General features: G+C 72.2%; 14 protein-coding genes and 1 pseudogene. 10 read left to right on the top strand and 5 right to left on the bottom strand.

Annotated features, from left to right (window positions below):
- Positions 1-37: 37 nt before the first annotated feature.
- From AB0I06_RS13245 to AB0I06_RS13235, 3 genes are all read left to right on the top strand, one after another.
- The gene (locus AB0I06_RS13245; protein WP_363118853.1) at positions 38-295 is read left to right on the top strand and encodes a hypothetical protein; all 258 of its coding nucleotides are present in this window, start codon (positions 38-40) and stop codon (positions 293-295) included.
- Positions 296-2380: a 4-alpha-glucanotransferase gene (malQ, locus tag AB0I06_RS13240; RefSeq protein ID WP_363118852.1), complete on the top strand. Its 2085-nt coding sequence runs from the start codon at positions 296-298 to the stop codon at positions 2378-2380.
- 63 nt (positions 2381-2443) lie between these two features.
- The gene (locus tag AB0I06_RS13235; protein WP_363118851.1) at positions 2444-2731 is read left to right on the top strand and encodes a hypothetical protein; all 288 of its coding nucleotides are present in this window, start codon (positions 2444-2446) and stop codon (positions 2729-2731) included.
- 58 nt (positions 2732-2789) lie between these two features.
- On the opposite strand, the gene AB0I06_RS13230 is transcribed toward AB0I06_RS13235, so the two are convergent.
- A complete protein-coding gene (locus AB0I06_RS13230) occupies positions 2790-3302 on the bottom strand; it encodes a MarR family transcriptional regulator (RefSeq protein WP_363118850.1) in 513 nt (170 codons plus the stop codon).
- A gap of 105 nt (positions 3303-3407) precedes the next feature.
- On the opposite strand from AB0I06_RS13230, the gene AB0I06_RS13225 reads away from it, so the two are divergent.
- Complete coding sequence (locus AB0I06_RS13225; RefSeq protein WP_363118849.1) at positions 3408-4343, top strand: EamA family transporter; 936 nt, start codon at positions 3408-3410, stop codon at positions 4341-4343.
- A gap of 26 nt (positions 4344-4369) precedes the next feature.
- Positions 4370-5440, top strand: coding sequence for a WYL domain-containing protein (locus AB0I06_RS13220; protein ID WP_363118848.1), 1071 nt, complete (start codon positions 4370-4372; stop codon positions 5438-5440).
- A gap of 308 nt (positions 5441-5748) precedes the next feature.
- On the opposite strand, the pseudogene AB0I06_RS13215 reads toward AB0I06_RS13220, so the two are convergent.
- Together AB0I06_RS13215 and pepN are read right to left on the bottom strand one after the other, a co-directional pair.
- Positions 5749-6546: pseudogene (locus AB0I06_RS13215) on the bottom strand (MFS transporter); the annotation flags it as partial.
- Between the two features lie 245 nt (positions 6547-6791).
- Positions 6792-9374 (bottom strand): aminopeptidase N, encoded by a 2583-nt coding sequence (gene pepN, locus AB0I06_RS13210; RefSeq protein WP_363118847.1) that lies wholly within the window; start codon positions 9372-9374, stop codon positions 6792-6794.
- 444 nt (positions 9375-9818) lie between these two features.
- Between pepN and AB0I06_RS13205 the strand changes: the two genes are divergently transcribed.
- Positions 9819-10316, top strand: coding sequence for a DUF1203 domain-containing protein (locus AB0I06_RS13205; RefSeq protein ID WP_363118846.1), 498 nt, complete (start codon positions 9819-9821; stop codon positions 10314-10316).
- Here AB0I06_RS13205 and AB0I06_RS13200 read toward each other — a convergent pair.
- Entirely contained in the window at positions 10313-11329 is a 1017-nt protein-coding gene (locus AB0I06_RS13200; protein WP_363118845.1) for an aspartate-semialdehyde dehydrogenase, read from the bottom strand. The genes AB0I06_RS13205 and AB0I06_RS13200 overlap by 4 nt on opposite strands.
- Positions 11330-11677: 348 nt before the next feature.
- Between AB0I06_RS13200 and AB0I06_RS13195 the strand changes: the two genes are divergently transcribed.
- Positions 11678-12232 (top strand): sigma-70 family RNA polymerase sigma factor, encoded by a 555-nt coding sequence (locus AB0I06_RS13195; protein ID WP_363118924.1) that lies wholly within the window; start codon positions 11678-11680, stop codon positions 12230-12232.
- Position 12233: 1 nt separating this feature from the next.
- Complete coding sequence (locus tag AB0I06_RS13190; protein ID WP_363118844.1) at positions 12234-13025, top strand: hypothetical protein; 792 nt, start codon at positions 12234-12236, stop codon at positions 13023-13025.
- Positions 13026-13082: 57 nt separating this feature from the next.
- On the opposite strand, the gene AB0I06_RS13185 is transcribed toward AB0I06_RS13190, so the two are convergent.
- Positions 13083-16394: a S8 family serine peptidase gene (locus AB0I06_RS13185; RefSeq protein ID WP_363118843.1), complete on the bottom strand. Its 3312-nt coding sequence runs from the start codon at positions 16392-16394 to the stop codon at positions 13083-13085.
- A 224-nt stretch (positions 16395-16618) separates the two neighbouring features.
- Here AB0I06_RS13185 and AB0I06_RS13180 point away from each other — a divergent pair, with 224 nt between their 5' ends.
- Both AB0I06_RS13180 and AB0I06_RS13175 read left to right on the top strand, forming a co-directional pair.
- Positions 16619-17077: an NUDIX hydrolase gene (locus AB0I06_RS13180; protein WP_363118842.1), complete on the top strand. Its 459-nt coding sequence runs from the start codon at positions 16619-16621 to the stop codon at positions 17075-17077.
- Positions 17078-17308: 231 nt separating this feature from the next.
- Positions 17309-19069 (top strand): TIGR03767 family metallophosphoesterase, encoded by a 1761-nt coding sequence (locus tag AB0I06_RS13175; protein WP_363118841.1) that lies wholly within the window; start codon positions 17309-17311, stop codon positions 19067-19069.
- The last annotated feature ends 101 nt before the right edge of the window (positions 19070-19170 follow it).

Below are 19170 nucleotides of genomic sequence, written 5' to 3'. Positions count from 1 at the left end.
TGACCCGTTGCACGCCGTTCCCGACAAGGAGGCCCCCGTGGCTGCGATGACTTTCCTTCCGCTCCCGGCCCCGTCCAAACCCGTGGCGGACCCGTCCGCCGACCTCGACGACCCCTCTTACGACGACCCGCAGTACTGCGTTTTCAGCTCCGAGAGCACCTGCACCGAACTGCCGCTGACCAGCGAGCCCCCGCTGCCCGACGCCGAGCCCCTCACCAGTGAGCCGCCGCTCGCCGAAGCCGCCCCCCTGACCAGCGAGCCCCCTGCCTTCGTCCCGGACTGCGCGAGGTTGTAGATGACCGCACCCCGGCCGGCCGACCCTCCTTCCGAGGACCTGTCCCGCCTCGCCGCCCTGCACGGCGTCGCGACCTCCTACAGTCCGTCCCCGGACCGCACGGTCGCGGCCTCGGGTGCCGCGGTCACCCTGACCCTGGCCGCTCTCGGCGTGGACGCGAGCACGCCCGGCGCCGTCCGCGCCGCGCTCGCGGCCCACGAGCGGGAACGCGCCGAACGGCTGCTGCCGCCGACCGTGGTCGGCTGGAGCGGCAGCCCCCCGGCCGCCCTGGCCGCGCTGCCCGAGGGGACCCGGCTGCGCATCGACACCGAACAGGGCGAGCGGCGCGCCTCGGCCGACGGTCTGCCGCCCGGCGTCCACCGGCTGACCGCCACCACCCCCGACGGCCGTACCGCCACCGCCCACCTGATCGTCGCCCCCACCCGTCTGCCCACCCCCGCCGGACGCTCCCACGGGCTGCTCGTCCAGCTCTACTCGCTGCTGTCCCGCCGCTCCTGGGGCATGGGCGACCTCGGTGACCTCGCCGAACTGGCCGGCTGGGCCGGGCGCTCGCTCGGCGCCGGGTTCGTCCAGGTCAACCCGCTGCACGCGGCCGTGCCGGGCGCCCCCACCGACCCCTCCCCCTACCGCCCCTCCTCGCGCCGCTTCCCCGACCCCGTGCACCTGCGCATCGAGGACGTCCCCGAGGCCGCCCGGGTCGAGGACCCCGACCGCCTGCGCGCCCTGCTGGCGCGATCCGCCCGGCTGCGCGAAGCGGTGCTGGACGAGGGCGCCCTGATCGACCGGGACGCCGTCTGGGAGCTCAAGCGCGAGGCGCTCGAACTGCTCTGCGACGTCCCCCTCGGCCCCGGCCGGCGCGCCGCCTACTGCGACTTCCTGGCCGAGCAGGGCCAGGCCCTGGAGGACCACGCCACCTGGTGCGCGCTGGCCGAGGTGCACGGCTCCGACTGGCACCGCTGGCCGACCGGCCTGCGCGACCCGCGCTCGGCCGAGACCGTCCGGGCCCGCAACGGCCTCATGGACCGGGTCGAGTTCTGGTCCCGGCTCGCCTGGCTCACCGACACCCAGCTGACCGCCGCGCAGCGCGCCGGGCGCGAGGCCGGGATGGCCGTCGGGATCGTGCACGACCTCGCGGTCGGCGTCCACCCCGGCGGCGCCGACGCCTGGGCACAGCAGGAGTACTTCGCCGCGGGGATGTCGGTGGGCGCCCCGCCGGACGCCTTCAACGCCCGCGGCCAGGACTGGGGCCTGCCGCCCTGGCGCCCCGACCGCCTGGCCGAGTCCGGCTACGCCCCGTTCCGCGAGCTGCTGCGCGCCCTGTTCCGCTACGCGGGCGCCCTGCGCATCGACCACGTCATGGGCCTGTTCCGCCTCTGGTGGGTCCCGCAGGGCCACCCGCCCACCGAGGGCACCTACGTCCGCTACGACGCCGAGGCCATGCTCGCCGTCCTCGTGCTGGAGGCCTCCCGGGCCGGGGCGCCGGTCATCGGCGAGGACCTCGGCACCGTCGAGCCCGGCGTGCGGGAGGCGCTGCGCGAGCGCGGGGTGCTCGGCACGTCCGTGCTGTGGTTCGAGCGCGACTGGGAGGGCGACGGCCGCCCCCTGCCCCCCGACAGCTGGCGCTCCGACTGCCTGGCCACGGCCACCACCCACGACCTGCCGTCCACGGCCGCCCGCCTCACCGGCGAGCACGTCGAGCTGCGCGACGGCCTGGGCCTGCTGACCCGCCCGCTGGAGGAGGAGCGCGCCGAGGCCGCCGCCGACACGGGGGAGTGGCTGGCCCTGCTGTCCCGGCTCGGCCTGCTGCACGGCACGGGCGGTGGCGGCGACACCTCCTCGGAGGAGGCCGAGATCCAGGCCGTCCACCGCTTCCTGCTGCGCACCCCGGCCCGCATGGTCGGCGTCTGGCTCCCGGACTGCGTGGGCGACCGGCGCCCGCAGAACCTGCCCGGGACGTGGGACCAGTACCCGAACTGGCGCCTGCCGATCGCGGACGCGCAGGGGCGGCCGGTGACCCTGGAGGACCTCGCCGCCTCGCCGCGGCTGCACGCCCTGATGGACGTGCTCAGGGAGGGCGGCGCATGAGGCGAGGGCCTCTTACGGCACCCCGGGCGCGCGTGCCCGGGCGGCGTTGGATACTTTGACACCGTGGACAAGAAGAACGCCCTGCGCGCCGGCGCCCTGGCAGCCGGTACGACGCTGATGATGCTGCTCATGTCGTCCCCCGCGAGCGCGCTCACCCGCGACGACGGTGACGACCCCGGCCCGGGCCTGAGCGTCATCGAGACGCTGGGCCTCTTTGTCGTGGCCCCCATCGTGCTCTACCTGGTCATCGCCGGACTGGTGATGATCGGCGACAAGACGCACAAGAAGAAGGACCCGACGAGCTCCAACATCACCACCAAGGCCGACGCGAAGAGCGAAGTCAAGGCCTGAGCAGCGTTTCCTCGTCGAGGGCGCCGTCGCGGACCACCGCGGCGGCGCCCTCGACGTGTCAGGGCCTGTCGGCCGCCGCCAGCAGGTCCCGCAGCAGATCCGCGAGCTGCCCGGCCCGCCGTGTCCCCAGGGCGGACAGCGCCTCGGTCTGCACCGAGAGTCCCGCCCCGACCGCCTCGTCGACCAGGCTGAGTCCCTCGTCGGTGAGCGTGACGTGCAGCCCGCGCCGGTCGTGCGGGTCGGGGGAGCGGCGCAGCAGCCCCGCGCGCTCCAGCTTGTCCAGGCGTCCCGTCATGCCGCCGGTGGTGAGCATGAGCGTCGCGGAGAGCTGTCGGGGCGAGAGCGTGTAGGGCTCGCCGGAGCGGCGCAGGGTCGCCAGGACGTCGAACTCCCCGCGGGAGATGCCGAACGCCGCGTACGCCCGCCCCACCCGCTCGCCGATCGCGTGGGAGAGCCGGTTGATCCGGCCGAAGACCTCCATGGCGGCGGTGTCCAGGTCGGGCCGGACCGTCGCCCACTGGCCGATGATCGCGTCGACGGGGTCCTTGTGCTGCTGCGGGCGTTCGCTCATGCCCCGAGTATCGGCCGCCGCTCGGTCACCCGCAAGAAAGTAGCTTGACTGAAAGTTGCTTAGCGGTAAGCTACTTTCTACCGACCTACTTGAAGGGTGTCCGCCATGGCCGCCTCCCGCGCCGCTCTCATCACCCTCACCGCCCTCGCGCCCGTCTCCTGGGGCACGACGTACGCGGTCACGACCGAGTTCCTGCCGCCCGACCGGCCCCTGTTCACCGCCCTGGTGCGCGCCCTGCCCGCCGGTCTGCTGCTGCTCGCCCTCGCCCGGGTGCTCCCGCGGGGCGCCTGGTGGTGGAAGGCGGCGGTCCTCGGCGCGCTGAACATCGGCGCCTTCTTCCCGCTGCTGTTCCTCGCCGCGTACCGGCTGCCCGGGGGTCTGGCGGCGGTCGTCGGCTCGGCCGGCCCGCTGTTCGTGGCGGGTCTGTCGGTGCTGCTGCTCGGACAGCGGCCGTCGGCGCGGACGCTGGTGACCGGGGCCGTGGCCGCGTTCGGGGTCAGCCTCGTCGTCCTGCGGGCGGCCGGGGCCCTGGACCTGCTCGGCCTGCTGGCCGCCGTCGCCTCCACGGCGTCGATGTCGACCGGCACCGTGCTCACCAAGCGGTGGGGCCGTCCCGAGGGCGCCGGACCGCTGGCGCTGACCGGCTGGCAGCTGACCGCGGGCGGTCTGCTCATCACGCCGCTCGCCTTCCTGGTCGAGGGCGCCCCGCCGGCGCTGGACGGCCCGGCGGTCGGCGGCTACCTCTACCTCGCCCTCGCGAACACGGCGGTCGCGTACTGGCTGTGGTTCCGCGGCATCGGCCGCATGACCGCCACCCAGGTCACCTTCCTCGGGCCGCTCTCGCCGCTGACCGCGGCCGTCGTCGGCTGGGCGGCGCTCGGGCAGGCGCTGACGCCGCTGCAACTGGTCGGCATGGGGCTGGCGTTCGGGGCGACGGTGGCGGGGCAGTTCGTCACCCGGCCGTCGCGGACGGTCGGCATCACCGGGAGGAACGTCCACACCGGGCCGATGGACGTGCGGGGCGGGGCGCTGCGGCGGTAGGGGTGGGCCTTTGGAATGATCGGTTCATGCGCGCCGCCCGGCTCCTCTCCCTCGTTCTCCTGCTGCAGAACCGGGGCAGGCTGACCGGCGACGAGCTCGCGGAGGAGCTGGGTGTCTCGACCCGGACCGTCTACCGGGACATCGACTCACTGAGCAGCGCGGGCATTCCGGTCTACGGGGACGCCGGGCACCGTGGCGGCTACCAGTTGCTCGGCGGCTACCGGACCCGGCTCACCGGACTGCACGCCGACGAGGCCGAGGCGTTGTCCCTGGCCGGGCTGCCCGGTGCGGCGGACGACCTGGGACTGGGCGAGGTGCTCGCGGCGGCACAGCTGAAACTGGCTGCGGCGCTCCCGACCCCCCTGCGGGACCGAGCCGACCGGATCCGAGAGCGCTTCCACCTCGACGCTCTCGGCTGGTACCGGGAACAAGACTCCCCACCCGCTCTCGTAGCGCTCGCCGATGCCGTGTGGAACCAGCGGCGAATCCGGGTGCGCTACCGCCGCTGGGCCGAGCCGCAGGAGGTCGAGCGCGCACTCGACCCCTACGGCCTGGTCCTCAAGGCGGGCGTTTGGTACCTCGTCGCAGCGGTGGACGGCGCGGTGCGGACCTATCGGGTGTCGTCGATCCTCCGCCTGACCGTCGGGGAGGACGGCTTCGAGCGCCCCGAGGGCTTCGACCTGGCCGCCCACTGGCAGGACTACCTCACCGCCTACGACGCCCGCAGACTGCGGCTTCAGGCCTCCCTTCGGCTCGCTCCGGCACTGCTCACCGCACTGCCGGACCGCTTGGACGCGGCACTCGTCCGCGCCGTCGAAGCCTCGGCAGGCCCGCCGGACGGCGACGGCTGGGTGACAGCGACGGTACCGCTGGAATCGGTCGGCCTGGCGGTGCCCCTACTGCTGTCACTGGGGCCGGACATCGAGGTGCTCGCCCCCGAGGAGCTACGCCGCAAGATCGCGGAGACGGCGGCGGCCGTGCTCGACCGGTACCGACCGGCGGACACATCAGACGGGGCGGGGGCCGGCGACCTCAGCAGCAGTCCGGCGGACAGGGTCGCCGACAGCGCAAGGGCGGCAAGGACCGCAAAGCCGTAGCGCGTGTCACAGTGGTCGGTGACCATCGCGACCAGGAACATCCCCCCGGCCGTGGCCGCCAGCCCGCCGCCATTCGCCAGCCCGAAGGCCCTGCCCACCGAGGCATCGTCTGCCGAGGCCATCAGCATGGTGCGGGAGGCGATCCGGGCCTGTCCGAAGAAGAACGCACCCAGTGGCACCCCGACGAGGTATCCGGCGATCCCGAACTGGCTCTGCAGCACCAGGCAGACATCGCAGAGCAGAAAGCCCACGACGGAGATGCGAAGGTCCGTACTGCGTCTGCCGACGATCCGGTAGGCACCGGCGGCCACCAGGAAACCGAGGCACCCGAGGCCGTCCACGACGCCGAACGTCCCTGCGCTCAAATGGAGTTCACCGATCACGGCGGTGGGCAGCAGAGCGTTGAAGACCGTGACGACCACGCTCCCCTGGGCGTAGAGCAGGATGAAGCGGCGCATCCGCAGCGGCCCACGCGCAGCCGCCCGGGCCGGAGCCTGCTCCCCGGCGACGGCGGCCGTCGGCACCCGGTCCGGGCAACGCCCCACCGCAGCGACGCAGAGCGCCGAGACCATGAAAGTTCCGGCGTTGAACACCAGCAGCGGTACGGCACCGAACGCCTGGACGCACAGCCCGCCGACCGTCGCCGAGAGCAGCATCCCTGCCTGGGTCGCCATCTCGTAGCGGGCGTTGAACCGCCGCAGCCTGTCCGCCGGAACCCGTTCCTTGATCAGCGCGGAGCTGGCCGGGAAGAACAGGGCACCCACCACGGCGAGGGCCAGATTGGCGCTGTAGATTCCGGATCCCGGGGCGCCACCGCAGGCCAGCCACAGCGGTAGCCCGAGGGCCAGCGCCGCGCTGGTGACATCGCAGCCGATCCACAGGGCTCGTCGGTCGAAGCGGTCGGCGAGCCGGCCGAAGAACGGCGACAGCAGCGCCTGTGGCCCGGCGACGGCGATGAACAGCCAGCCGACAGCCATCATGGTCCGCTGCTCCCTGATCATGAGCAGCGCCCCGACGATGAGCTGGACATTGTTGCCCAGAGCGGTGGCGAAAGCAGCGGGCACGAGCAGCCGCTCGGCGCGGCGGGAGTGGTGGCTGAGGATCATGGCACCACTGTCCAGAGGTTCGCTGACATCTTGTGTCAGTGAAGTTCTCGCGCCGCAAGGTCCCGTGGGGCGACGTCATCTGCACCGTGGTGCCGAAGTGTCCCGCCTGAGCCACAGTTGTCCGGTCGTGGCTTCGGATGCCTCTCCGAAGGGGCGTCCGGTGCACGTTCGCTGCGGATGAGGACAGACGAAGGGGCGTCCGGCACACACCGGACGCCCCTGCTGTGCGGAGGAGGGCCGCCGGGTTACTCCCCGGCCGCCGCCGCGTCCGCCCGCTGGGCCCGCAGGGCGCGCTCGACGCCCGCGCGGGACTCCGAGACCAGGCGGCGCAGGGCCGCGTTCGGACCGGCGGACGCCAGCCACGCGTCCGTCTTGTCCAGGGTCTCCCGCGAGACCTGGACCGTCGGGTAGAGGCCGACGGCGATCTGCTGGGCCATCTCGTGGGAGCGGGACTCCCAGATGTCCTTGACCACCTCGAAGTACCGGTCCGCGTACGGGGCCAGCACCTCGCGCTGGTCGGTCTGCACGAAGCCGCCGATGACGGCCTCCTGCACGGCGTTCGGCAGCTTGTCGGAGTCGATGACCGACGCCCACGCCTCCGCCTTGGCCTCCGGGGTCGGACGGGCCGCCCGGGCCGTGGCCGCGTGCCGCTCACCGGCGGCGGTGCGGTCCCGCTCGTACTCGCCCGCGATCTCCGCCTCGTCGAACCGGCCGACCGCCGCGAGCCGTTGGACGAACGCCCAGCGCAGCTCCGTGTCGACGACCAGGCCCTCGATGGTCTGCGAGCCGTCCAGCAGCGCGTCCAGCACGTCCAGCTGCTCCGGTGTGCGGGCCGTGGCCGCGAACGCGCGCGCCCACGCCAGCTGGTGGTCGCTGCCCGGGGCCGCCGCCCGCAGGTGCGCCAGCGTCGCGTCGGTCCAGCGGGCCAGCAGCGTCTCCCGGGCGGCCGGGTCGGCGTACAGGTCGATCGCCAGCTTCACCTGGCGGTGCAGCGACTGCACGACACCGATGTCCGACTCCTTGCCGATGCCGGACAGCACCAGCGACAGGTAGTCGCGGGCCGCGAGTTCGGCGTCGCGGGTCATGTCCCAGGCCGACGCCCAGCACAGGGCGCGCGGCAGCGAGGACTCGAAGTCGCCGAGGTGCTCCGTGACGAAGGCCAGCGACTGCTCGTCCAGGCGGACCTTCGCGTACGACAGGTCGTCGTCGTTGAGCAGGATCACGGCCGGGCGGCGCTGTCCCACCAGCTGGGGCACGGCCGTCAGCTCGCCGTCCACGTCCAGCTCGATCCGCTCCCGGCGGACCAGCTTGCCGCTCGCCTCGTCGAGCTCGTACAGGCCGACGGCGATGCGGTGCGGGCGCAGCGTCGGCTCGCCCTTGGCACCGGCGGGCAGGGCCGGGGCCTCCTGGCGGATGGCGAAGGAGGTGACGACCCCGTCGGCGTCCGTCTCGATCTCCGGGCGCAGCACGTTGATGCCGGCCGCCTGGAGCCACTTCTCCGACCAGGTCTTCAGGTCGCGGCCGGAGGTCTCCTCCAGCGCGCCCAGCAGGTCCGAGAGCCGCGTGTTGCCGAAGGCGTGGCGCTTGAAGTACGCCTGCACGCCCCGGAAGAACTCGTCCATGCCCACGTAGGCGACGAGCTGCTTCAGGACGCTGGCGCCCTTGGCGTACGTGATGCCGTCGAAGTTGACCAGGACGTCGTCCAGGTCCCGGATCTCGGCCATGATCGGGTGGGTGGACGGCAGCTGGTCCTGCCGGTACGCCCAGGTCTTCATGGAGTTGGCGAACGTGGTCCACGCGTGCGGCCAGCGCGACCCGGGCGCGTGCGCCTGGCAGGCGATGGAGGTATACGTGGCGAACGACTCGTTCAGCCACAGGTCGTTCCACCACTCCATGGTCACGAGGTCGCCGAACCACATGTGGGCCAGCTCGTGCAGGATGGTCTCCGCGCGCACCTCGTACGCCGCGTCCGTCACCTTCGAGCGGAACACGTACTGGTCGCGGATGGTCACCGCGCCCGCGTTCTCCATCGCGCCCGCGTTGAACTCCGGCACGAACAGCTGGTCGTACTTCTCGAACGGGTACGCGTAGTCGAACTTCTCCTGGAACCACTCGAAGCCCTGCCGGGTCACCTCGAAGATCGCGTCCGAGTCGAGGTACTCGGCGAGCGAGGGACGGCAGTAGATGCCCAGCGGCACGCTCTGCCCGTCCTTCTCGTACACGCTGTGCACCGAGTGGTACGGGCCGACGATCAGCGCCGTGATGTACGACGAGATACGCGGGGTCGGCTCGAAGGCCCAGACGTTGTCCTGGGGTTCCGGCGTGGGCGAGTTGGAGATGACCGTCCAGCCCTCGGGCGCCTTCACGGTGAACCGGAAGGTCGCCTTCAGATCCGGCTGCTCGAAGCTGGCGAACACCCGGCGGGCGTCCGGCACCTCGAACTGGGTGTAGAGGTAGGCCTGGTCGTCGACCGGGTCGACGAACCGGTGCAGGCCCTCACCGGTGTTGGTGTACGCGCAGTCGGCGACGACCCGCAGGATGTTGCGGCCGTGGAGCAGGCCGGGCAGCGCGATCCGGGAATCCGCGAAGACCTCGGCCGGGTCGAGGGAGTCCCCGTTCAGAGTCACCTCGTGCACGGCCGGCGCCACCAGGTCGATGAACGACTCCGCGCCGTTCTCGGCGCTCACGTCGAAGCGCACCGTGGTCACGGACCGGTAGGTGCCGCCCTCCTGCGCGCCGGAGAGATCGAGCTCGATCTCGTACGAGTCAACGGTGAGCAGCTGCGCCCGCTGCTGCGCCTCTTCGCGGGTCAGGTTTGTGCCAGGCACGCGGTCATCTCCTCGTTATGGGTGGGTTGCGCCATCTTTCCACGGCGGCTCGGCGTCGGGCGACGCCGCGGGCGTCTCCTAGGGATACCCCTCGGGAGGCGAGGGCGCGGGCGAATGCGCGGACCCCGGCCGACTCCCCGTCCCGGTGCCGTACCAGGCCGAGCGCCGACTCCGGCACGCCCTCGACCGGCCCGAACGCCACGTCCTCGCGCCGGTGGTACGCGGCCGTGACCAGTGGCGTCCCGGCTCCTCCGCCGGCGCTCTTCGCGGGGGTCTTCGACACGGCCGTCGCGCCGGGGGTGTTCACCGGCGGCCGGACGGCGGACGCGCCGGGGCCCACGGCGGTGCCGGCGGTGGGGCGGCACCGCCGGCCGGACCGAGGGCGGGAACGCGGCGTCCGGATCCCGCCGGTGACCCGGCGCCGCGCGCGCGAGGCTGAGGAGCATGACGACGACGCACACCGCACGCGCCATCCCCCCGCACGCCCTGAAGGAGCTGCGCTCGACGGACGACGCGGGCCGTCCAGCGGCTCCCTTCACCGACACCGAGGGCGGCGCGCCCCTGCGCTGCTGTCTGCGCCGCAGCGAGCCGGGCGAGCGCATCGCCCTGGTGTCCTACGCCCCGCTGCGCCGCTGGGCCGCACAGACGCACGCGACTCCGGGCGCCTACGACGAGGTGGGCCCCGTCTTCATCCACGCGGAGCCGTGCGCGGGCCGGGCCGCGGACGGCCTGCCCTTCACCGACGCCCACCGCACGGTCCGCCGCTACTCCGCGCGGGGCCACATCCTGGGCGGGCGGCTCGTCGAGGAACCGGACTCCTTCGACAAGGCCCTCCGGGAAGCGTTCGACGACCCGGCCGTGGCACTGGTCCACGTCCGGGCCGTCGAGTACGGCTGTTTCCTCTACGAGGTGCGCAGGGGGTCCGAGCAGGGCGGGGACTAGCCCTTCAGCTCCGCCGCCACCAGCTCCGCGATCTGGACCGCGTTCAGGGCCGCGCCCTTGCGGAGGTTGTCGTTGGAGACGAAGAAGGCCAGGCCGTTGTCCACCGTCTCGTCGCGGCGGATGCGGCCGACGAAGGACGGGTCCTTGCCGGCGGCCTGGAGGGGGGTCGGGATGTCGGAGAGCTCGACGCCCGGGGCGTCCTTGAGGAGCTCCGCGGCGCGCTCCGGGGAGATCGGACGCGCGAAACGGGCGTTGACCTGGAGGGAGTGGCCGGAGAAGACCGGGACGCGCACGCAGGTGCCGGAGACCTTCAGCTCGGGGATCTCCAGGATCTTGCGGGACTCGTTGCGGAGCTTCTGCTCCTCGTCGGTTTCGTTCAGCCCGTCGTCGACGATGCTGCCCGCGAGCGGCAGCACGTTGAAGGCGATGGGGCGCTTGTAGACGCCCGGCTCGGGGAAGTCGACCGCCTCACCGTCGTGGGTGAGCTTCTCGGCGTCGGCGACGACCTTCTGCGCCTGGCCGTGCAGCTCGGCCACGCCCGCCAGGCCGGATCCGGAGACCGCCTGATACGTGGCGACGACCAGGGCCTGAAGGCCAGCCTCGTCGTGCAGCGGACGCAGGACCGGCATCGCGGCCATGGTCGTGCAGTTCGGGTTCGCGATGATGCCCTTGGGGCGGTTCTTGATCGCGTGCGGGTTGACCTCGGAGACGACCAGGGGCACCTCGGGGTGCTTGCGCCACGCGGAGGAGTTGTCGATCACGACCGCGCCCTGCGAGGCGACCTTTTCGGCCAGCGCCTTGGACGTGGCGCCGCCCGCGGAGAACAGCACGATGTCCAGGCCGGTGTAGTCGGCGGTCGCCGCGTCCTCCACCGTCACGCCGTCCAGCTGGGTGCCCGCGGAACGGGCCGAGGCGAACAGGCGCAGTTCCGTGACCGGGAAGTTCCGCTCCGTGAGGATCCTGCGCATGACCGTGCCCACCTGTCCGGTGGCTCCGACGATTCCGACCCTCACGGTGACTCCCTCTCCTGCGTCTGTTCACATGCTCGTTGCTTGGCCGAGGCTTTTCCATCATGCGGCCGACCACGGCCCGCCTGTCCACTTCTTTCCCGGGTCTGCCCGGGAAGTGGGACGGACTGTCCCGACCCATGGTTGCGGACCTGCGGTGTCGACCCCGCTGAGCTGGAGGAATTCGTCCGGCGGGGGTCGTGCGCCGCAAGCTCGCCTGCCCATGCCGGTCCCGGCCACACGGAAGTGTGATGTACGCCTCTGCCGTCCCGGCGGAAGTCTCCGCACGGGCGGGCGAACGTTCCGGGCCGTGCCGGCGTCGTAGGAGAAACGACGTGAGGGGGGTGGCTTGTGCTGTTGCGCGGAAGGCCACGGCGCGGCCGGGAGGGGCACGCCGCGACCGGCGGCGACCCGGTGGGCGAGGTCGACCCGCTGGACCCGGCGCAGGAACGCCGGGTGCGGGCGGTGCTCGCCCTCGGCGGGGTGCCGCAGTCGGACCTGCCGGACGGGGTACAGCAGGTCCGGCTGCGGTTGCTGGAGCGGGCCGCCGACGGCCGGGAGGCACCGCGGGACGTCTCGGCGTGGGCGGCGGTCGTCGCCTCCAACCTGGCGATGGACTGGCACCGGGCCAAGCGCCGCCAGGAGCGGCTAGGGGAGCGGCTGGCCGCCCTGCGTCAGCCGGCCCATCCCTCCGGCGAGGACAGCAGTGTGCTGTCCGTCGCCGTCGCCCAGGGCCTGGACGAGCTGCCCGACGCCCAGCGGCAGGTCGTCGTCCTGCGCTTCTACGCCGACCTGCCGGTCCGGTCCATCGCCGAGCAGCTCGGCGTCCCGGAGGGCACGGTCAAGAGCCGGCTGCACACGGCGGTACGCACTCTGCGCGCCCGCCTGCACGAGGACGAGGTGGTGTGACGTGACCGCCGAGCACGACAGGGACACGCACGACAGGGACACGCACGACGGGGACACGCACGACGGGGCGGCGCTGCTGGCCGCGATCACCGGCGAGACGCCCCCGGACGAGGCCCTCGCGGACGACGCCTTCCTGGCCGAGTACCGCACCGCGACCGCCGACGTGGCGCTGCTGCGCGAGCAGCTGGGCCTCATCGGGCAGGCACTCGCCGAGCCCCCGGCGGCGCCGGCGCCCGCGCCCGGCACCGGTGGCGTGGCCGCCGTGACGCCGCTGTCCACGCGCCGTACCCGCCCCGGGCCCCTGGCCGTGGCCCTGAAGGGACTCGTCGCGGCCGCCGCGGCCGGTCTCGTCCTCGGGATGGGCTGGCTCGTCGTCCACAGCGACGGCATGAGTGCGGACGACCAGGGCGGTTCGTCCGCCGCCGACAGTTCCGCAGGGCAGCCGCAGGCCGAAGCGGGGGGCAAGCTCAGTCACGCCGGGTACCTCGCCTGCGCCCGGCTCGTGGTCGAGGGCACCGTCGCCGAGGTCGAGTCCGTCCCCGGCACCGGCCTGGACCGCGTCACCCTGGACGTGGACCGGTACTACAAGCCCGCGAAGGGCCAGGACCGGATCCACTTCCCCCTGGGCGGCGATGTGGAGCCGAAGCTGCGCGCGGGCGACCACGTCCTGATCGGCATCCCGCAGGGGCAGGCCGAGCCGGACGTGTGGACGACGGGGGAGAAGGAGATCGCCCGCGAACGGGCGTGGATCACGGAGGCGCTGCCCGCCTCGCGCACCCTCCCGTGCCGGTAGGAGACACAGCGAGGGCGGGCGCCCGTACGGACGCCCGCCCTCAGTGACCGTGAACCGCTACGGCAGAACCTTCTCGATCTTCACGCTGCCCGCGCCCGCGACCGTGCCGCGCGCGTTGACCAGCTGGACCTGGCCGAAGAACTCACGCCCCTCGGGAGCGGCCGCCGCGGCGGTGACGCTTCCCGAGACCGTGGCGGAGTCGCCCGTGCCGAGCTTCACCGGAGCCGATCCGTCGACGCTGACGCTGCCGAGGGAGGGGGAGAAGAACACGTCCCGGTAGTCGTACTCGGTGGTGCCGGCCGGCACCGAGTAGCCGACGACCTCGATCGAGTACGTCCCGGCGGCCGGGGAGGGGAGGGAGACCGACTCCTCCGAGTCGCCGTCGGCGGAGCTGCCGACCTGCGTGCCGGACGCGTCGTACACGGCGAGGTCCAGGTCGGCGGCGTTGTCGGAGACACCGCCGATGGCGACGTCCAGCGACTTGGCGCCCGCGGGCACCTCGACCGTCGTGGTCTGCGTCTCGCCCTGCTTGATGGAGGGGCGGGCCACCTTGGCCGAGCCCAGCGGGCCGCCCACCAGCTTGCCGTCCAGCGCGGCGAAACCGTTCGTCACCTTCCAGGAGGCGGCGGCCGGGGTGCCGACCTTCGCCTCGGGCACGGTCACGGTCTCCGGGTCGAACGCCGCGCCGAGCACGGCGACGTCCAGCTTGTACGGGTTGTCCAGCAGCGGCGACGTACGGCGCGACTCGACCTCGATCTCCCAGACGCCCGGCTGCGGGTCGGCGTAGGAACGCACGTCGGGACGGCACGTGTTGGCCGGGTTGTTGTAGTTCGGGTAGCAGTTGACCGTCGACGACGGGTCCGACGGCACGCCGTGCGGGTGGATGGAGATGAACCGGGTCTGGCTCTTGTCCTTCAGCCCGCTCATCGCGACCTCGAGGGCCTTGGCGCCCTCGGGGACCGTGACGAAGTAGTGCTGGGTGCTGTTGCGCTGCACCGAGTCCGACGCGGAGAAGGTGTACTTCAGCGGCGCGGAGACGACGACCGTGCTGAGGACCTGCTCGTCGATGCCCTCGGTCTTCGGGTCGTCGACCTCCAGGATCGCGCTCTTGATGCCCGCGGACTTCGGCGCGGCCTGGACCTTGACGGTCACCGGCTGGTTCAGCGGCAGCTTCACCTCGTCGGAGCCGACGATGCGGAACGTGCCGCCCGCGTTGTTCTCGAAGTGCAGCTCGTGCCGGATCGCCTTGTCGGCGCCGGACGTACGGGTCAGGGTGATCTCGTACGTCTTCTTCTGGCCGGCCTTCAGGCCGCCCTCACGGTCGTACAGGCCCGTGCCGAAGCCCGGGGTCTTCAGGAACTGGTCGATCGCGGTGTCGACCGGCGCCTTCACCGCGTACGTGTGGGCGGTGGCGTCGTCGCGGATCGCGTCCCAGGCGTCGGGGATGTTCATCAGGCCCACGCCCTCCTCGTACGCCTGCACACCCTTGATGTGGTCGGCGGTCGAGGTGAGTGCCGTGCGCAGGGTCGCCGGCGTGAGGTCGATCTTCTTCTGCTTGGCGGCCGAGACCAGCAGCGCCGCGGCGCCCGTGGCCTGCGGGGAGGCCATCGAGGTGCCCTGGAGCATCGAGTAGCCGGCCGGCAGGGAGTAGCCCGCCTCGGCGACCGGGGAGCCCGGCAGCCAGGTCTGCGTGGTGTTGATCGCCGCGCCCGGGGCGACCAGGGTCGGCGTGAAGCCGCCGTCCTCACGCGGGCCGCGCGAGGAGAACGGCATCATGGCGTACTTCTTCTCCACGACCGAGCCGTAGTTGGCGGCCCAGGTCTCCTTGGAGACGGACGCGCCGACCGAGATGACCTTGTCGGCCAGGGCCGGGTCGCCGATGGTGTTGGCGCCGGGGCCGGAGTTGCCCGCGGAGATCACCAGCTGGACGCCGTAGGTGTCGATGAGGCGCGTGTACAGCTCGGCGCGCGCGTTGTTGCCGTCGTTCAGCGCCGGCAGGCCGCCGATGGACATGTTGACGATGTCGACACCGCGCTTGGTGACGAGGTCGATCATGCCTTCGGTGAGCGCGACGTTGGTGCAGCCGCCCGACCAGGTGCAGGCGCGCGAGGAGACCAGCTTGGCGCCGGGGGCGGCGCCGTTCATCTTCCCGCCGAACAGGCCGTTGGCGGCGGTGATGCCGGCGACGTGCGTGCCGTGCTCGGACTCGATGACGCCGATGTTCACGAAGTCGGACTTCTTGCCGACCCAGGAGCCGCCCAGCGGGTCCATCGGGACGTCCTTGCGGATCTCCACGACGAACGGCTGGCGCTCGGCCACGTCGGTCTTCGGGTCGTCGGTGCCGAACCACCCGATCTGGTGGCCGTCCTTGTACGGCTTCATCGGCGTGTCGTCGCCGAAGTCGTTGTTGTTGTTCAGGTCGACCCGGACCGTGCCCGCCTTGGCGTCGTAGAGCACGCCCCAGACGTCGGTGGTGTCGCCGTCGCGGTTGGCGTCACCCTTGGCGTCGCCGCCCGCGGTGTACGACTCCTTGAAGAGGCTGACGGCGTAGGAGCCCGCCGGGGCCTTGTACGACTGGCCCTGGTAGGTGAAGGCCGGGCCGGACACGGCCGAGACCATCGGGCGCCAGGTGTTGTCGTTGTCGATGATCGGGTCGGTCGCCGTCACCCAGTCGACGATCTTCCGCTCACCGGTCGTGGTCTTCTGAAGCGCCGGGTGGCCGAGGTCCACGCCGGAGTCCAGGATGCCGATGGTGACACCGCGGCCGTCCGCCTTCGGGTGGTCCTCGACGAAGTCGACCGCGCCCGTCTCGAAGGACGGGTTGTACGGGTTCTCGGCCGGGGTGTTCTTCCCCGGACCCGGGTACGTCCCCTTCGCGGCCTGGGCACCCTTGGCGGTGTCCGCGCTCGGCGTCGGGTCGTCCAGCGGGATCTCCTCGCGCAGGTCGATGCCGTGCACGGAGGAGAGCTTGGCGGCGGCGGCGATCGCCCCGTCCGCCTTGGCCGTCGGGACGGTGGCGCGGACGTAGCCCAGCTTGTCGTCGGCCCGGCCCACCGAGCCGCCCTTGACCGCGTCCAGCTGCCCGGCGACCTGCTCGGTCTTCCCGGGCGCGGTGGCGATCATCATGGTGACGGTCTTGTCGCCGTCGGCCTTGGCCTCCGCGAGCAGCTCCGCGTCGTCCGAACCGAGCTTGGCGTGCGCGGACTTGACGCCCGGGTCGGCCGCGGCGTCCGTGCCGGGACCGTCGGCCGAGAAGGCCAGGGGGATGGGCCCGGCCGCGGAGAGCGCGGCGACGAGACCGGCGGCCACGGCGATGCGGGCCACGCGTCTCGGACCCGATATCTGATCGCGCGGGGTGGGAGGGGTCATCGGCATCCCTTGTAGGTAAAGGAACGAGCGGGAAGCGACCGGGGCCGATCGGTCCTGGTCGCAGATGGTCCGAACGGCAAGCCCGGACGATCGCACAGCCTTACGCAAGGGGATGTTCTTTGGGGAGGGTTGACCGAAACGAAATGGATGTATGGGGAAAACCCGCGATGCGATTTGTGGGCATCAGTCCTGAAGGTGACGAAGAAATCGGTTAACGTCCCCAAGTGCGACAGAAGTTGAGGGTGGCGGCCTACGCCATATGCGTCCGCGACGGACAGATCCTGCTCGCCCGCTCACCCGCCCGGGACGGCACGCCCGAGTGGGTCGTGCCGGGCGGCGGCATGGAACACGGCGAGGATCCCCACGACACCGTGGTGCGGGAGGTGGAGGAGGAGACCGGGTACCGCATCGAGGTGACCGGGCTGCTCGGCGTGGACTCCTTCCACCGCGTCTTCCGCGAGGGGCTGCGGCCCCCGGTCGACCATCACGGCGTCCGGTTCGTCTACGAGGGCCGGATCGTCGGCGGGGAACTGCGCAACGAGGTGAACGGCTCCACCGACCTCGCCGCCTGGCAGGACCTGGACGCGGTGCCCCGTCTCGTCCGGGTGCCGCTGGTCGACATCGCCCTGCGGTTGTGGCGCGAGCGCCCGGCCACCGGACGGCTGGCCGACGCCTCGCAGTAGGCCCGGTACCCCGGAAGATGAACACCGCGTGACCGGTTACGGGCCGGTCCCGGAGCAGGCGACGACGCGCAGGGTAGTCCAAGATCCACGTCCGGTGATCGGCGCTGCGCGTTGCCGCCTCGTTCACGCACAGGTCATCCCCACTGCCAACGATCCAGTACGAGCGGGAAGTTCGGGTCACGAACGCCCCGCGACCACTGCCGACGCGTTCGCACTCGGGGAGAGAAGCGCATGTCGCGCACACGCTCAGTCGCCGGCTCCGGCCAGGGCATCCACCGTCGTTCCGTCCTCGCCGCCACCGGCGCGGTCGCCCTCTCCGGGGGTGTCGGCTACGCCCTGCGGCCCAGCGACAGCCAGGCCGCCACCGTCAAGGAGAGCGCGGACGCCGCCGTGGCCGCCTCGTCGCGCCGGGCCCCGGCCGCGCCCCTGGCCCCGTACACCAGGGGCACCACCGTGGCGTCCGTCGCCGCCCCGCGCGGCGGCTCCGGCTACCGGCGCCTGGGTGACGGACCCGGCTGGAAGCGGGTCGTCCGTTCCGAGCTGGCCGCGCCCAAGTCCGGCCGGGCCGCCCGCCGCACCGCGCTCGCCGCCTTCGTGCAGCTCACCGACCTGCACATCATCGACGCCCAGCACCCGCTGCGCCTGGAGTACCTGCGCTCGGCGGACGTCCACGCCTGGCGGCCGCACGAGGCACTGACCGTCCAGGGCGCGATCGCGCTCGTGGAACGGATCAACGCCCTGCGCGGCGCCCCCGTCACCGGAGCCCCGCTGCACTTCGCCATGACCACCGGCGACAACACGGACAACAACGCCAAGTCCGAGCTGGAATGGTTCCTGAAGATCATGAGCGGCGGGCGCATCACGCCCAACACGGGTGACCCGCGCCGCTACGAGGGCGTCCAGAACAGCGGCCTCAAGCAGTACTGGCAGCCGGACGCCGCCGTCCGCGACACCGACAAGCTGGCCGGCTTCCCCCGCCTCGACGGCTTCCTGGAGGCGGCCATCCGCGAGGTGCGCAGCCCCGGCCTCAACCTGCCCTGGTACTCCACGGTCGGCAACCACGACTCGCTGCCGATGGGCTGCTACGCCTCGCACGGCGACTCGTACCTCAGCGAACTCGCCGTCGGCGGCAAGAAGCTGATGAACGTCACCGCGGCCGAGGCCCGGGAGCTCCAGACGCAGATCAAGAAGGCCCGGGACCCGCGGGGCGTCGCCTACCACGACTTCCTGAAGTCCCACGCCCGCGGCATGCGTTCCGTCACCCCCGACGAACGGCGCGCGCCCTTCACCCCGGCCGAGTACCTCAAGGCGCACCTGGACCCGGCCTACCGCGGCGTCGGCCCGGCCGGGCACGGCTACTCCTCCGCCAACCTGGACACGGGCACCCAGTACTACGCCTTCCGCATCTCCGACGACGTCATCGGCATCAGCCTGGACACCACCGACTCCGGCGGCCACTACGAGGGCTCCATCGGCACGGCCCAGCTGAAGTGGCTCGACAAGACACTGCGGGACAACAAGGACTCCTACGCGGTGATCTTCAGCCACCACACCAGCAAGACGATGACCAACCTGCGCCGCGACCCGGCCCGCCCGGACGAGCGGCGCCACAACGGCCAGGAGGTGCTCGCCCTGCTCGGCAGCCACCCCAGGGTGCTCGCCTGGGTGAACGGCCACATCCACAAGAACGTCATCACACCGCACTCCGCGCCCGATGGCCGCTCCTTCTGGGAGATCTCCACCGCCTCCCACGTCGACTTCCCGCAGCTGGCCCGGGTCATCGAGCTGACCGACAACAAGGACGGCACGATCTCCCTGTTCACGACGCTGGTGGAGTCCTCCGCCCCGCACCGCACCGACTTCTCCGACCTCTCCCAGACCGGCCTCGCGGCCCTCTACCGCGAGCTGTCCCTCAACGCCCCCGGCGCGAGCACGACCCTGGGCGGCGACCCCGAGGACCGCAACACCGAGCTGGTGCTCAAGAAGGGCTGACGCGCGCTTTCTCGAGGGCGTGCGCCATGGCTCCGGCACGAGGAGGGGCCGCCGTCGTCCCGGTGGCCCCTCCTCTCCCCTCCTGGCGCTGCCCCGGTCCG

The sequence above is a fragment of the Streptomyces sp. NPDC050674 genome, assembly GCF_040654575.1.
GTDB lineage: Bacteria > Actinomycetota > Actinomycetes > Streptomycetales > Streptomycetaceae > Streptomyces.
The sequence above is the reverse complement of the archived record's forward strand: the minus strand, read 5'-3'. Positions and strand labels throughout refer to the sequence as shown.